General features: G+C 50.3%; 13 protein-coding genes. 10 read left to right on the top strand and 3 right to left on the bottom strand.

What is annotated here, in order from left to right; translation table 11 throughout:
* Window positions 1–13 precede the first annotated feature (13 nt).
* The 3 genes from KK062_RS01645 to KK062_RS01635 all read right to left on the bottom strand — a co-directional run bounded on the left by KK062_RS01645 (window position 14) and on the right by KK062_RS01635 (window position 2467).
* Window positions 14–892 (bottom strand): phage lytic cycle repressor MrpR family protein, encoded by an 879-nt coding sequence (locus KK062_RS01645; protein ID WP_254082488.1) that lies wholly within the window; start codon window positions 890–892, stop codon window positions 14–16.
* Between the two features lie 155 nt (window positions 893–1047).
* The gene (rpsU, locus tag KK062_RS01640; RefSeq protein ID WP_254082487.1) at window positions 1048–1245 is read right to left on the bottom strand and encodes a 30S ribosomal protein S21; all 198 of its coding nucleotides are present in this window, start codon (window positions 1243–1245) and stop codon (window positions 1048–1050) included.
* A gap of 52 nt (window positions 1246–1297) precedes the next feature.
* Complete coding sequence (locus KK062_RS01635; RefSeq protein WP_254082486.1) at window positions 1298–2467, bottom strand: acyl-CoA dehydrogenase; 1170 nt, start codon at window positions 2465–2467, stop codon at window positions 1298–1300.
* Between the two features lie 174 nt (window positions 2468–2641).
* Between KK062_RS01635 and KK062_RS01630 the strand changes: the two genes are divergently transcribed.
* The 10 genes from KK062_RS01630 to KK062_RS01585 all read left to right on the top strand — a co-directional run bounded on the left by KK062_RS01630 (window position 2642) and on the right by KK062_RS01585 (window position 14534).
* Entirely contained in the window at window positions 2642–3958 is a 1317-nt protein-coding gene (locus KK062_RS01630) for a UDP-glucose dehydrogenase family protein (protein ID WP_254082485.1), read from the top strand.
* A complete protein-coding gene (locus KK062_RS01625; RefSeq protein ID WP_254082484.1) occupies window positions 3948–4940 on the top strand; it encodes a UDP-glucuronic acid decarboxylase family protein in 993 nt (330 codons plus the stop codon). Before KK062_RS01630 ends, KK062_RS01625 begins: the two co-directional genes overlap by 11 nt.
* A gap of 11 nt (window positions 4941–4951) precedes the next feature.
* Window positions 4952–6013, top strand: coding sequence for a dTDP-glucose 4,6-dehydratase (gene rfbB / locus KK062_RS01620; RefSeq protein WP_254082483.1), 1062 nt, complete (start codon window positions 4952–4954; stop codon window positions 6011–6013).
* Window positions 6014–6033: 20 nt separating this feature from the next.
* Window positions 6034–6900 carry a glucose-1-phosphate thymidylyltransferase RfbA gene (rfbA, locus tag KK062_RS01615; RefSeq protein ID WP_254082482.1) on the top strand — a complete coding sequence of 289 codons (867 nt, stop codon included), beginning with the start codon at window positions 6034–6036 and terminating at the stop codon, window positions 6898–6900.
* 6 nt (window positions 6901–6906) lie between these two features.
* Window positions 6907–7533 carry an HD domain-containing protein gene (locus KK062_RS01610; RefSeq protein WP_254082481.1) on the top strand — a complete coding sequence of 209 codons (627 nt, stop codon included), beginning with the start codon at window positions 6907–6909 and terminating at the stop codon, window positions 7531–7533.
* Window positions 7534–7760: 227 nt separating this feature from the next.
* Window positions 7761–8225, top strand: a complete 465-nt coding sequence (gene rimP / locus KK062_RS01605; RefSeq protein WP_254082480.1) for a ribosome maturation factor RimP — start codon at window positions 7761–7763, stop codon at window positions 8223–8225.
* Between the two features lie 9 nt (window positions 8226–8234).
* A complete protein-coding gene (gene nusA / locus KK062_RS01600; protein WP_254082479.1) occupies window positions 8235–9479 on the top strand; it encodes a transcription termination factor NusA in 1245 nt (414 codons plus the stop codon).
* 123 nt (window positions 9480–9602) lie between these two features.
* Window positions 9603–12551: a translation initiation factor IF-2 gene (gene infB / locus KK062_RS01595; RefSeq protein WP_254082478.1), complete on the top strand. Its 2949-nt coding sequence runs from the start codon at window positions 9603–9605 to the stop codon at window positions 12549–12551.
* Window positions 12552–12666: 115 nt separating this feature from the next.
* Entirely contained in the window at window positions 12667–13323 is a 657-nt protein-coding gene (locus KK062_RS01590; protein ID WP_254082477.1) for a lipid-A-disaccharide synthase N-terminal domain-containing protein, read from the top strand.
* The gene (locus KK062_RS01585; protein ID WP_254082476.1) at window positions 13323–14534 is read left to right on the top strand and encodes a THUMP-like domain-containing protein; all 1212 of its coding nucleotides are present in this window, start codon (window positions 13323–13325) and stop codon (window positions 14532–14534) included. Before KK062_RS01590 ends, KK062_RS01585 begins: the two co-directional genes overlap by 1 nt.
* The last annotated feature ends 20 nt before the right edge of the window (window positions 14535–14554 follow it).

Raw genomic sequence — 14554 nt, 5'->3', positions numbered from 1 at the left:
GTGGGATGCGGCCTTACGCCTTAGGGTGCGCCAGGTCGAATGCCTTCTTAAGCTTCTCGATGGAATTGTGAGTATATACCTGTGTTGCTGCGAGGCTACTGTGGCCGAGCAGATCCTTTACGGCGTTTATTTCAGCGCCCTTGTTTAACAGGTGGGTGGCATAGGTGTGACGCAACACGTGCGGGCTTTTTCGTTCGGCTGTAGAGATTTGCAGATGTGTCTTCACAATGCGATAGATCATCATTGGGTAACAGGGCTCGCCAGAATCTGTTACGAGTAACAGGCCGTGTCCGCTATTTTCAACTTCCCGGTTTCTCACGTTCTTATAGTCTTCTATTATTGAAACGAGGTTCTGCGAAAATGGGATGATTCTTTCCTTGTTTCTTTTTCCCAGGACTTTTACAGTCCTGTTTATCAGGTCGATTTGATTTTCGCGCAGGTTGAGTAATTCGGACAAACGCATACCTGTACCGTAGAAAAGCTCGAGGATAAGCTTTGTGCGCTGACCGTCTAGTGTATCTTCAAATACCTTGTTGTCGAGCACGCGCACCATGTCGGCTTCTTTCACAAACGAGGGAATACGTTTGGGTGTCTTCAGTGGCTTGATCTTGACGGTAGGATCTTTTTTGATGACCTCGCGGCGCATGAGGAATTTGTAGAATGAGCGGAGGCATGCAATCTTGCGGTTGACGGATGTAGCGCCGAGGCCATCTTCCACCAGCTGGACAATCCAGTAGCGAAGCTCATTGTAGTCTGCATTTTCGGCGGCTGTACCGGGAAAGGTTGTTTCGAGAAATCCTAAGAATTGAGCGAGGTCGCTTTCATACGCCAGGATTGTGTTAGCACTGAGCCTTTTCTCGGATTGAAGATATGTAAGAAAGGATTGTACCATGCTGCCTCACCAAGTCTCGCTACTTGCCGGTGTAGAAGCAATGTAAAAAAAATAATCCCCATAAGCACGGGCCTATGGGGAATGTTTATGCAATGGGGATACTTTGTGGACAACTAATTATCCACAGAATCCCGGTAAGAGCTCTAGAAGCGGAATTAACCGTTAGTTTCCAGCAGTCGTTGCTGTTCTCTGTATGCAGCACGGATGATTTGATTCCGGCGACGAACAGAGGGTTTCTCAAAAGATGTGCGGGCACGCAGTTCTTTCAAAACGCCTGTTTTCTCAAATTTCTTCTTGAAGCGCTTCAGTGCCTTGTCGATTGACTCGTTTTCTTTTACGTTGATAATAAGCATATTCCTTATTTAGGGCTGCAAATATAGGTGAAACACACTGACTATCCAAGCGTTACTTCAAAAGTGCCCGCGAAATGACCAGTTTTTGAATTTCAGATGTTCCTTCGCCGATGGTGCACAGCTTGGCGTCGCGGTAGAATTTCTCCACTGGGAAGTCTTTGATGTAGCCATACCCGCCAAAGATCTGCACGGCGTCGTTGGCAACCTCTACCGCGATTTCCGACGAATATAGCTTCGCCATGGCCGATTCTTTGGTCACTGGCTTGTGGTTGTTCTTCAGGTCGCCGGCGCGGAAAGTGAGCAGGCGCGCCGCTTCTACTTTTGTGGCCATGTCGGCCAGTTTAAAGGAAATGCCCTGGAAGCTGGAGATTGGCTGATCGAACTGTTTACGCTCCTGCGAATATTTCAGCGCCGCTTTAAATGCGCCTGTGGCAATGCCGACGCCCAATGCAGCAATGGAAATACGGCCGCCGTCGAGAATTTTAAGTGACTGCACAAAGCCGTCACCTTCCTTTCCCAGCATCTGGGACTTGTGTATACGGCAGTCTGTGAAGATGAGCTCGGCTGTTTCCGAGGCACGCATGCCCAATTTGTTTTCTTTTTTGCCTGATGTAAAACCGGGCGTACCTTTCTCGAGTATGAAGGCGCTCATGCCGTGTGCATCGCCTACGTCGCCAGTGCGCACGATCACCACGGCAACATTGCCCGTGCGGCCGTGGGTAATAAAGTTTTTGGCGCCGTTCAGGACGTAGTAGTCGCCGTCGCGCACGGCGGTCGTGCGCATGTTGCCGGCGTCAGAGCCCGTGTTGGGTTCGGTCAGGCCCCACGCACCGATCCACTCGCCCGAGGCAAGCTGGGGCAGGTATTTGCGTTTTTGCTCTTCGTTGCCGAATTGCAAAATGTGGTTTGTACATAAGGAATTGTGTGCCGCCAGTGACAGGCCTATCGAGCCATCTATGCTGGCGATCTCAATAATGGCGGTGATGTATTCCGTGTAGGTTAGTCCGGCTCCGCCGTATTCTTCCGGCACGAGCACGCCCATGAGCCCCAGGGCGCCCATTTTACGAAAGATGTCGATGGGAAACTCCTGGCTTTCGTCCCAGGTCATGATGTGAGGTACGATCTCACGTTGGGCGAAGTCGCGTGCCATCTGCGCGATCATTTTTTGATTTTCAGATTCGCTAAAATCTAACAACCGATGGTTCTCTGTAAGCACATCCATAACAATGTCGTTTTTGAGGGTTAAGAGGACTAAGGTAAGAAGAAGAAGGGAATTAGCAAACGAATGTTAGGTTGTGAAAATAAGGTACAAAGAATTTGCGGTGCCGGAAAGTCTTAGTAAATGACTAAATCCGTCTAAAAGTTATATTTTCGCAGATTGTAAAACCCATAATCAATGAAAATAGCTGTAGTTGGCACTGGTTACGTTGGTCTCGTAACCGGAACTTGTTTTGCTGAAACCGGGAACACGGTGACGTGTGTGGACATCGACAAAGAGAAGGTTAAAAAGCTTCAGAATGGTACCATTACCATCTACGAGCCGGGCCTGGAACAACTCTTTGAGAGAAACATTAAGCAGGAAAGATTGTCTTTCACCACCGATCTGGCGGAAGGCATCAAAGATGCGAAGATCATTTTCCTGGCGCTCCCTACGCCTCCGGGCGAGGATGGTTCTGCTGACCTGAAGTATATTCTGAAGGTAGCAGATGATTTAGGACCGTTGCTGTCCGATTATACTGTGATTGTCGACAAGAGCACAGTGCCTGTTGGTACGGCCGACAAGGTGCACGCGAAGATCGCGGCTCATGCAAAGGTCGATTTCGATGTGGTATCAAATCCTGAGTTCTTGCGTGAAGGTGTGGCGGTAGAAGACTTCATGAAGCCCGACCGCGTGGTGATCGGTACAACGTCGCCTCGTGCGCGGAAGATCATGGAGACACTGTATGCGCCGTATGTACGTCAAGGCAATCCGATCATCTTTATGGATGAGCGTTCGGCCGAGCTGACGAAGTATGCTGCAAACGCTTTCCTGGCGACGAAGATTACGTTCATGAATGAGATTGCCAATGTGTGCGAGCTCGTGGGCGCGGACGTTGACGCCGTGCGCAAAGGTGTTGGTACCGATAGCCGTATTGGTAAGCGTTTTCTCTTTCCGGGTATTGGTTACGGTGGTAGCTGTTTCCCGAAAGATGTGCAGGCACTTGCCAAGTCGGCGCAAGATGCGCAGTATGACTTCCGTATTTTGCGTTCGGTGATGGATGTGAACGAAGATCAAAAGACTCGTCTCATCGCCCGTGTAAAAGAGCATTTCAAAGGCCATCTGAAAGGCAAGAGCATTGCGTTCTGGGGTCTGTCTTTCAAACCGCACACCGACGATATCCGCGAGGCGCCGGCACTGTATAACATCGAAGCATTGCTTCAAGAAGGTGTAACGGTTCGTGCGCACGATCCGGAAGCGATCGAAAACGTAAGACGTATTATGGGTGATAAGATCCAATACTTTGAAACGCCTTACGATGCCGCTGAAGGCGCTGACGCGATCTTCATTTCGACCGAGTGGCCTGAGTTCCGTACACCGGACTTCGAGAAGCTCAATACTATTTTAAAAGGTAAAGTCATTTTTGACGGCCGTAACCTGTACGACCTTGATTTGATGAAAGATCAGGGCTATGCATATTTCAGCATCGGAAGGGAGGTCATCAATGGCAAATAAGGGACGCGTACTCGTTACCGGCGGCGCTGGATTTTTAGGATCACACTTGTGCGACCGCTTTATTAAAGAAGGCTATAGTGTTGTAGCGATGGACAACCTGATCACGGGTGACCTGCGCAACATCGAGCATCTTTTCAAGCACGAGGATTTTGAGTTCTATAACCACGACGTGTCTACGTTCGTACACGTGCCCGGCGACTTGCAATATATTCTTCACTTTGCTTCACCGGCCAGCCCGATTGATTATTTAAAGATACCTATTCAGACCTTGAAGGTAGGCTCTCTGGGGATCCACAATCTGTTGGGCCTTGCCCGCGCGAAGAAGGCCCGGATTCTGATCGCGTCTACGTCGGAAGTATACGGTGACCCGTTGGTTCACCCGCAGGTGGAAGAGTACTATGGTAACGTAAACCCCATCGGTCCACGCGGCGTGTACGACGAGGCAAAGCGTTTCCAGGAAGCTATCACCATGGCGTACCATACGTATCACAAAGTGGATACGCGCATTGTGCGTATTTTCAATACCTATGGTCCGCGCATGCGCCTGAATGACGGTCGTGTATTGCCCGCATTCATTGGCCAGGCACTCCGTGGTGAGGATCTGACAGTATTTGGCGACGGTAGCCAGACGCGTTCGTTCTGCTACGTAGACGACCAGGTAGAGGGTATCTATCGCCTGCTCATGTCCGACTATAACCTGCCAGTGAACATCGGTAACCCGGATGAGATCACTATCGGTATGTTTGCCGAAGAGATCGTGAAGCTGACCGGTACCAAGCAGAAGGTTATATACAAGCCGCTGCCGCAAGATGATCCGAAGCAACGCCAGCCGAACACTACCAAAGCCCGTGAGATTTTGGGCTGGGAGGCGAAGGTGTCGCGTGCCGAAGGTCTGAAGATTACGTATGAGTACTTCAAGTCACTTCCGCAGGAAGTGCTGTACCAACGCGATCACAAGAATTTCGAGAAATATATTCGATAGTATTCCTGGCGATGTCTATACAGAAACTTCTGATCACCGGTGGGGCCGGCTTTATTGGTTCGCATGTCGTGCGCTTGTTTGTAAACAAGTATCCGGAGCGAACTATTATCAACCTGGATAAGCTGACTTATGCGGGCAACCTGGAGAACCTGAAGGATGTCGAAGGAAAACCGAATTACCATTTTGTTAAAGGCGATATTTTAGACAATGCTTTCCTGGTGGAGCTTTTTAAAGAACATGCCATTGAAGGCGTGATCCACCTGGCGGCGGAGTCGCATGTAGACCGCTCGTTGCACAACCCCGGGGAGTTTGCGCATACCAACATTGTGGGTACGCTAAACTTATTGCAGGTGGCCCACGGCGCCTGGAAAGGTGCCGCCGGCAGGCGGCGGTTTTACCATATCTCTACCGATGAGGTATATGGAACGGCCGATCAAGGAGAGTTCTTCACAGAAGAGACTCCCCTTGATCCCCGGTCGCCATATTCGGCCTCCAAGGCCAGTAGTGATCACTTCGTTAGTGCCTATCATCACAGCTTTGGCCTGCCGACATTGATCAGCCGTTGCTCGAACAATTATGGCCCGTTCCACTTTCCGGAAAAGCTTATTCCGCTGATGATTCACAACATCCTCAACAGTAAACCGCTGCCGGTGTATGGTAAGGGTGAGAACATTCGCGATTGGTTGTTTGTAGAGGACCATGCGCGAGCGATCGAGGCAATCTTTAAAAAAGGGAAAGTTGGCGAGGTGTATAACATTGGCGGCAACAACGAGTGGAAAAACATCGACCTGGTAAATCTGCTTTGTCGTATTCTGGACAAGAAGCTGGGCCGGGCCGACGGTACGTCGGAAAAGCTGATTGCTTTTGTAACAGACCGGCCGGGACACGACCTTCGCTATGCTATTGATGCGTCGAAGCTCATCAGTGAAACCGGTTGGCGACCCAGTGTTACCTTTGAGGAGGGCCTGGAGCAAACCGTTGACTGGTATCTAAACAATCCGGAATGGTTACAACATGTCACTTCGGGCGATTACCTGAAGTACTATAGCGATATGTACGGCAAGCGTATTTAGCAACCAAACCAAGAAAGCGCATGAAGGGCATTATTCTGGCCGGAGGATCGGGAACGCGGCTGCATCCGCTCACCCTGGCAGTGAGCAAGCAGCTCATGCCGGTGTACGATAAGCCGATGATCTATTACCCCTTGTCAGTGCTGATGATGGCCGGGGTTCAAGACATTCTAGTCATCTCCACTCCGCACGATATGCCTATGTTTCAGAAGCTGCTGGGCGACGGTACGCAGTTGGGATGTTCCTTCACGTATGCCGTGCAGCCTTCGCCGGATGGCCTTGCGCAGGCTTTTATTATTGGCGAGTCCTTTATTGGCAAGGACACAGTAGCCCTTATTTTAGGCGATAATATCTTTTACGGTTCGGGCATGCAGCGCCTGCTGCAGTCGCACCGCGACCCACAGGGCGGCGTGATCTTCGCGTATCATGTGACGGACCCGGAGCGGTATGGCGTTGTAGAATTTGACGCCAATAAAAATGCCATTTCGATTGAAGAGAAGCCCAAACAGCCGAAGTCTAACTATGCGGTGCCGGGCTTGTATTTTTATGATAACGATGTGGTAGAAATTGCCAGGAGTCTCAAGCCGAGTCCCCGGGGCGAGCTGGAGATCACCGATGTGAACAACACCTATCTCAAGCGCGGCAAGCTGACGGTGGCGCCGATGAGCCGCGGCACGGCGTGGCTGGATACCGGCACGTTTGATTCGCTTATGCAGGCTTCTAATTTTGTACAGACCATTGAGCAACGCCAGGGTCTGAAGATCGGTTGTATCGAGGAGGTGGCGTATCGCATGGGGTATATTACCAAAGAAGCCTTGCTGGCATTGGCTAAGCCTCTTGAAAAAAGTGGTTATGGCACGTATTTGAAAAATCTGCCCACGTATCTCTAGCGCCCCATGACGTTACGAGAGGCCTTTACGGACGCAGTACAACGCTATGGCAGTGATCGTACCGTGGCGGATGCCCTCTGGCAGGAGGCGATGCGGCATTATCAGTCGCGCGGGCGTACCTACCACACGCTGGCGCACCTGGAACAAGTGTACCGCGTGCTGATTCCTGTACAAGACCGCATAGACGATTGGGACAGCGTACTCTTTGCCATTTTGTATCACGACTATATTTACGATGTGTACCGGCACGACAATGAAGAGAAAAGCGCCGACTTTGCCCGGGAGCGATTGGCCCGGTTGAATTTTCCACCCGAGCGTATTGCGCTTTGTGCCGACATGATCGTAGCGACCAAAGGCCATGTGGCAGCCGATGTAAGCGATATTAATTATTTTACCGACGCCGATCTTTGCATCCTCGGTACCGACGGGCCCACCTACTCGGGCTACGCGATCGCGGTGCGGCAGGAGTATTCTATTTATCCTGATATGTTATACCGCCCGGGGCGGCGGAAGGTATTAGAGCGTTTCCTGAAAATGGACCGTCTCTTTAAGACTGTCGAGTTCTACGAGCAATACGAAGCTCAGGCCCGGATCAACCTGGCGCGCGAGCTGGGTGGCGGAATTGTGTATTGATTTGGGTGCTGTCGGGAATTTTTTAGCACTAAATCTGTTTATTTAACTGTTGATCCTTCCGGAAGACCTCAGGCCTCGAAAAAAGTATTTCTTCAAAAAGGCCCGTTTTTAATCATTTTCAAAGAATTTTGCTATAAAAGTAAAAAATCATACTTTTGCGAAAGTTTCTGAGTATTCTTTTGGAGGGGACCGGTTAGTCCCCTCTTTGTTTATAGAATATTTTTCAAATGGATATAGCGGAAGAGATCAAGCGGATTGCCACATCGAAGTTGACGGATTCAAACCAGTTTGTCGTCGATGTTATTGTTTCTTCCAAACGCGGTCCCCGCAAGGTGCTCGTGCTTCTGGACGGCGACAATGGCATCAGTATCGATGCCTGTGCTGAACTCAGCCGTGCGCTGGCGCAAGATCTTGACGAGGTGTCCTGGCTGGAAGAAGCTTACACGCTGGAAGTGTCGACACCTGGTGTTGATCATCCGCTTAAGTTGCAGCGTCAGTATCCGAAGCATATCGGGCGTTCGCTGCGCGTGAAGCTGGCCGACAAGACCGTAGAGGGGAAGCTGGTGGCGATCGAGGGCGAGAAGATGACGCTGGCGGAGGAGACGGGAAGCGGCAAAAAGAAGGTAGTAACGAACATAGACATCGTCTTTTCCGAAATAGAAAAAGCTTTGGTGTTAGTTAGTTTTAAATAAGACAAAACCATGGATGCACATGAATTAATTCAGTCGTTTGCTGAATTTGCAAAGCAAAAGAACATCGACCGGCCCACCATGATCCGGATCCTGGAAGATGTATTCCGGAACATGATCCGTAAGAGATATGAGTCGGATGAGAATTTTGACATCATCATCAATGCGGACAAGGGCGATCTCGAGATTTACCGTGTCCGGGAAATCGTCGAAGACGACTCGGAAGACATCTGGGATTTTGACAAGATAAGTCTCTCAGATGCTCACAAGATCGAACCCGATTTTGAAGTGGGTGAAGAAGTTTCTGAGCAGGTGTACATTGAGGACTTCGGTCGTCGCGCTGTGACCACGGCCCGACAGACGCTGATCCAGAAGGTGAAGGATCTTGAAAAAGATATCCTTTTCCAAAAGTACAAAGACCTGGTGGGCGAGATCATTGCCGGCGAGGTCTACCAGGTTTTGAGCAAAGAGGTACTGTTGACTGACGCCGAGAGCAACGAGATCGCGATTCCGCGTGGCGAGCAGATTCAGAAAGACCGTTACCGCAAGGGCGAGAACGTACGCGCCATTGTGCACAAAGTAGACATGGTTAACGGTAATCCGAAAATCATCCTGTCGCGTACTTCTCCGGTGTTCCTGGAGCGTTTGTTCGAGCAGGAAGTTCCGGAAGTTTACGACGGTCTGATCACCATTAAAAAAGTTGTACGCGAGCCAGGCGAGCGTGCCAAGGTAGCGGTAGAGTCTTACGACGACCGGATCGATCCTGTAGGCGCTTGCGTGGGTATGAAGGGATCGCGGATTCACGCGATCGTGCGCGAGCTGCAGAACGAAAACATCGACGTGATCAACTTTACTGAAAACCTGGAGTTGTATATCCAGCGGGCACTGAGCCCCGCGAAGATTTCATCGATCAAGGTGGACAAGGATCACGGCCGGGTGTCGGTATACCTGAAGCCCGACCAGGTTTCTCTGGCCATCGGTAAGGGTGGTTTGAACATCAAGCTGGCAAGCCGACTGGTAGGATATGAAATTGACGTATTCCGCGAACTGGCGGAAGGTCAGGTAGAAGAAGACGTTGACCTGGACGAGTTCTCAGACGAGATCGAGAGCTGGGTAATCGACGAGCTGAACCGTATTGGTCTCGATACGGCAAAGAGCGTACTGGCACTCTCAAAAGACGAGCTGGTTAGACGCACCGACCTGGAAGAAGAGACCGTAGAAGGAGTTTTAAGCATTCTGAGACGTGAGTTTGAATGATGTTGCTGCGGAGCGCCCCTGCGTTTTTCATGAATGTAGGGAGTAGTCTGTGAACAATGCGTTAAATTACGCCCGAATGCCACTTTAGATTTTAAAGTCTTTAAAAAACAGGGATATTTGAATATGGCGGAAGAAAAGTTGATTAGGTTGAGTCAGGCAGCGAGGAAGCTTAATGTTGGCCACAACACCATTTTGGATTTCCTCGGAAAGAAGGGTTTTTCCATCGAGAATAACCCTAATGCTAAGCTTACGCCTGAGCAATTCAATCTTTTGTCCAAGGAGTTTGCCTCTTCGGCCACCGACAAGCTTGAAGCTTCCAGTCTTTCCATTGGGGTGAAGCATGTCGATAATGCGCAAGCAGAGAAAGATGCTGTTAAGAAGCGTAGCGAAGAAGAAGAGCGCATTATGATTAAGAACCTCGGCTCAAAAAATGAGGTGAAAGCCAAAGAAGAGCCGAAAACGGAAAAGGTTACGAGCGACAAGCCGAAGCTGGAAGGCATTAAGGTGGTTGGCAAGATCGACCTGGAGAAAAAGCCTGCTACTAAAGAGCCTGAAGAGAAACCGGTCGTTGAACCTGTCAAAGAGGTTGTGACTCCTCCGGTAGCCGAAGTTGAGAAGCCAAAGGTGGTAGAAACGCCGAAGGTGGAAGAGAAGCCTGTCGTAAAAGAAACAGTGGCAGAAGAGGCGCCGAAGAAAGTTGTCGAGGTTGAAAAACCAGTAGTGCCTGTAGCAGAAGTAGCGCCGCCGGTAGTAGTAACACCCGTGCAGACAACACCTCCTGTGGTTGTGCCGCCGGTTGTTGAAAAGCAACCAGAGCCGCAACAAGCACCAGAATCCGAAGTTATCAAGGCACGTGCAGACCGGTTGAAAGGCCTGAAAGTGGTCGATAAGATCGAGCTGCCGGTAGATAAGAAGAAAGATGCCCCTGTGGCATCGTCTGACACGAAGGATGATCGCAAGGGCAAACGTCCGCGCAAGCGTATTGCGACCGATGAAAAAGGTCCAGGCCAGCAACAAGGTCAGGGACAAGGCCAGGGTGGTGGTGTACGTCCACAGCAAGGTGGTGGACCACGTCCCCATCAACAAGGTGGTGGCGGTCCACGTCCTCACCAGGCGGCAGGCGCCGGCCGCGGTCCGCACCCCGCACGCGTTCAGAAAGAAGAGCCTTCGGAAAAAGAAATCCAAGATCAAATCCGCGCTACGCTGGCCAAGCTGAGCGGTGGTAATAAGAAAACCAACAGCGCGAAGTATCGTCGTGAAAAACGGCAGGCGAACTCCGATGCGCAAGAGCAGCAAATGCTGCAAGACATGGAGGCATCGAAGACGCTGCGCGTGACCGAGTTTATCTCGGCAAACGATTTGGCGTCGATGATGAACGTGTCTGTGAACGAAGTCATTTCGACTTGCTTGAGCCTGGGTATGTTCGTGTCGATCAACCAGCGTTTGGATGCTGAAGCGATCACGGTTATCACCGATGAATTTGGTTACGCTGTACAGTTTACTTCTGCGGAAGAAGAGCTGGAAGTGGAGCAAGAAAATGAGCCGGAAGAAAACCTGGAGCCGCGTGCGCCGATCGTTACGATCATGGGTCACGTCGATCACGGTAAGACTTCGTTGCTGGATTACATCCGCAATACTAAGGTTACAGCTTCGGAAGCAGGTGGTATCACGCAGCACATTGGTGCCTATGATGTAACGACCAAGAGCGGTAACAAAATCGCGTTCCTCGATACACCGGGTCACGAAGCGTTTACTGCGATGCGTGCACGGGGTGCCAAGCTGACAGACATTGCTATCATTGTGGTGGCGGCCGACGACGATGTCATGCCGCAAACAAAAGAGGCGATCAACCACGCACAGGTGGCGGGTGTACCTATTGTTATCGCGATCAATAAAATTGATAAACCTACCGCTAACCCCGACAGGATCCGCGAGGGACTCTCGAAGATCAACGTGTTGGTGGAAGAGTGGGGTGGTAAATATCAAAGCCAGGAGATCTCGGCGAAATCCGGTAAGGGTATCGACGACCTGCTGGAGAAAGTACTGCTCGAAGCAGAGATTTTGAACCTGAAGGCAAACCCTAATAGACATGCTACGGGTTCTATTATCGAGGCTTCGCTTGACAAGGGACGTGGTTATGTAGCGACCCTGATGGTACAAACCGGTAAGCTGCAAGTCGGTGACATTGTATTGGCCGGTGCAAACTACGGTCGTGTAAAAGCAATGTTCGATGACACGGGTAAAAAAGTGGCGACGGCCGGACCTTCTACACCGGTGGTATTGCTCGGTCTCGATGGTGCGCCGCAGGCGGGTGAGAAGTTTTCTGTTATGGAAACTGACCGTGAAGCCCGCGAACTTGCTGCCAAGCGCAGCCAGCTGTTACGCGAGCAGAGCATTCGTACGAAGAAACACATTACACTGGACGAGATCGGTCGTCGTCTCGCGATCGGAAGCTTCAAACAACTGAACGTGATCGTAAAAGGCGACGTGGACGGTTCTGTGGAAGCACTCTCCGACTCGTTGTTGAAACTGTCAACGCCGGAAATTCAGGTGGCGATCATCCACCGCGGTGTGGGTCAGATCTCCGAATCCGATGTATTGCTCGCATCGGCTTCCGATGCCATTATCGTCGCGTTCCAGGTGCGTCCTTCGGGAGCGGCCAAACGCCTGGCAGAGAACGAAGAAATCGAAATCCGTCATTATTCGATCATCTACGATGCTATCAACGATGTGAAGGCTGCCATGGAAGGTATGTTGGCGCCCGAAACTGAAGAAATTATCGTGGGCAACGCAGAGGTTCGCGAAGTATTCAAGATCTCGAAGATCGGTACGATCGCAGGCTGTATGGTTACCGATGGTTCGATCAAACGGAGCAACCCGATACGCCTCATCCGCGATGGTATTGTGACCTATGCCGGCAAGCTCCACTCGCTCAAGCGTCATAAAGATGATGCCAGCGAGGTACGCTCAGGCTTTGACTGCGGTATTGGTATCGACGGCTTTAACGACATCCTGGAAGGCGATGTAATTGAAAGCTACGAGCAACGCGAAGTGAAGCGCACGCTGAAATAGAATGTTAACAACGCGTGGGCAGTCGTAAGAAGCCTATGAAAATATGAAGAAGCCTGATCCTTTTCGATCAGGCTTTTTTTTCGAAGCCGTGTGAAGGGAATAACAGTTTAGTTGAATGGAGTTTGTCGAGCAATACTGGGTTTACGGGTTGGGCTTTTTTGCCCAGTCGCTGTTCGGGTGCAGGCAGTTGGTGCAGCTTTTCTATTCTGAAAAGCAAGGGCGCGTGGTATCGCCTACACTCTTCTGGCAGCTTAGCTTGTTGGGCTCTTTTCTCTTTTTAATATACGGCATCATTCGCGACGACGCGGTTATTATTCTTGGCCAGACCTTATCGTATTTCATTTATATCCGCAATCTGCAGTTGAAAGATAACTGGAAGGTCATGCCCGTTGTGCTTAGGTTCTTTTTGATCATGCTGCCCATCTTTACACTAGTATGGGTGTTGGTTGTGTCGGAGGAGGCGATGACCAGCCTCATGACGAAGACGGACTTTACACACCCGCTGCTGATCTTAGGTGCAATCGGTCAATTGTTGTTGAATCTGCGGTTTGTATACCAGTGGTATTATTCCGAGAAGTATAAACAGTCTATTTTACCGTTGGGCTTCTGGATCATTAGTCTGGTAGCCTCCGTCATGATTATTCTCTATGCGGCCTATCGCATACCAATCGATCCCGTGCTGTTGATAGCGCAGAGCATGGGCATTTTTGTGTATGTACGAAATATCATTCTTCACGGTCGTGCTAAAGCGCGGGCACATGTTACTCCCTAATGGCAAACAGCAACGATTATACTTCGCTTCTTACACCTGCCGTTCAGGAGTTTATTCGTGCGCATGAGCACGATGATGAACGACAGCTTGTATTAAGACACAAGGAGATTGAGGGCGTGCCGGCGGCGCGCTTGGCTGAACAGATTGCCGCGCGCAGGAAGGCGAAGGATAAGTTGCCGACATATTATCAGACGGAGGGCATTGTATATCCTCCCGGGATTAACCTGGAACAGTCTTCTTCCGAACAGACGGCGCGCTACAAACAGACCATCCTTCAACTGGAAGAAGTGAGAACAATAGGGGCCATCGATCTTACCGAGGGTTTTGGTATCGATACATTTTTTCTCAGTCGGTCCTTTGTGGTAGTGAGTGCAGTCGAACCGGATGAGTCACTACAAGCGATCGCGCGGCACAATCACAAACGCTTAGGTGCGAAAAATATCCATTATTATAACAGAACGGCCGAAGCATTCCTGGCGAATAGCATGGGGCTTACCAACCTTATCTACATCGATCCATCGCGCCGTGCAGGGTCGCAGAAGGTGTTTAAACTAAGCGACTGTGTGCCCAACGTGGTGGCATTGCAAGGGCCGATCTTTAAAATGTCAAGGGACTTGTTGGTAAAGGCGTCGCCCCTGTTAGACATACAACAGGGACTGAAAGAGTTGTCGTTTGTAACGACCGTTTACATTGTGGCGGTGAACAATGAGTGTAAAGAGCTGTTATTTTTTTGTCGCCAGAATTACACGGGTGTGCCTTCGATCGTCGCCGTCAATTTGAAGCACGACGTGACGGAGACCTTTCCTTTTACCTTGCCAGAGGAACAACATGCGGAAGTGATCGACACATCGCCCGCGACATACTTGTATGAGCCCAATGCGGCAATATTGAAAGCTGGGGCCTTTAAGCTTATAGCCAGTCGGTATGGCGTATCGAAAATACAGATTAATACACACGTTTATACCAGCGACACGCTTGTGGAAGATTTTCCGGGACGCGTGTTTAAAGTGGAGGCTTTTGTGAAAAGCGATGCCAAAGAGGTGTTACCTTTCTTCCCCGACGGCAAAGGGAATGTTATCACTCGGAACTATCCGTTAGCAGCAGAGGCGTTAAAAAAGAAGGTAGGATTGCAAGACGGTGGCGATAAATATCTGTTGGCTTTCTCTGGCGCGGGAAGAAAGTTTCTGGCGGTTGCCACGCGTATGAAATAGCGATTAATTTTGAGGGTTAA

The sequence above is a fragment of the Dawidia cretensis genome, assembly GCF_018598175.1.
GTDB classification, from domain to species: Bacteria; Bacteroidota; Bacteroidia; order Cytophagales; family Cyclobacteriaceae; genus Ohtaekwangia; species Ohtaekwangia cretensis.
Note: the sequence above shows the minus strand (reverse complement) of the source record. Positions and strands in the feature narration are given on the sequence as shown.

What these genes read in the sequence shown, in the direction of transcription:
- KK062_RS01645 (WP_254082488.1), bottom strand. Translation starts at nt 892, where the DNA reads ATGGTACAATCCTTTCTTACATATCTTCAATCCGAGAAAAGGCTCAGT.
- rpsU (WP_254082487.1), bottom strand. Translation starts at nt 1,245, where the DNA reads ATGCTTATTATCAACGTAAAAGAAAACGAGTCAATCGACAAGGCACTG.
- KK062_RS01635 (WP_254082486.1), bottom strand. Translation starts at nt 2,467, where the DNA reads ATGGATGTGCTTACAGAGAACCATCGGTTGTTAGATTTTAGCGAATCT.
- KK062_RS01630 (WP_254082485.1), top strand. Translation starts at nt 2,642, where the DNA reads ATGAAAATAGCTGTAGTTGGCACTGGTTACGTTGGTCTCGTAACCGGA.
- KK062_RS01625 (WP_254082484.1), top strand. Translation starts at nt 3,948, where the DNA reads ATGGCAAATAAGGGACGCGTACTCGTTACCGGCGGCGCTGGATTTTTA.
- rfbB (WP_254082483.1), top strand. Translation starts at nt 4,952, where the DNA reads ATGTCTATACAGAAACTTCTGATCACCGGTGGGGCCGGCTTTATTGGT.
- rfbA (WP_254082482.1), top strand. Translation starts at nt 6,034, where the DNA reads ATGAAGGGCATTATTCTGGCCGGAGGATCGGGAACGCGGCTGCATCCG.
- KK062_RS01610 (WP_254082481.1), top strand. Translation starts at nt 6,907, where the DNA reads ATGACGTTACGAGAGGCCTTTACGGACGCAGTACAACGCTATGGCAGT.
- rimP (WP_254082480.1), top strand. Translation starts at nt 7,761, where the DNA reads ATGGATATAGCGGAAGAGATCAAGCGGATTGCCACATCGAAGTTGACG.
- nusA (WP_254082479.1), top strand. Translation starts at nt 8,235, where the DNA reads ATGGATGCACATGAATTAATTCAGTCGTTTGCTGAATTTGCAAAGCAA.
- infB (WP_254082478.1), top strand. Translation starts at nt 9,603, where the DNA reads ATGGCGGAAGAAAAGTTGATTAGGTTGAGTCAGGCAGCGAGGAAGCTT.
- KK062_RS01590 (WP_254082477.1), top strand. Translation starts at nt 12,667, where the DNA reads ATGGAGTTTGTCGAGCAATACTGGGTTTACGGGTTGGGCTTTTTTGCC.
- KK062_RS01585 (WP_254082476.1), top strand. Translation starts at nt 13,323, where the DNA reads ATGGCAAACAGCAACGATTATACTTCGCTTCTTACACCTGCCGTTCAG.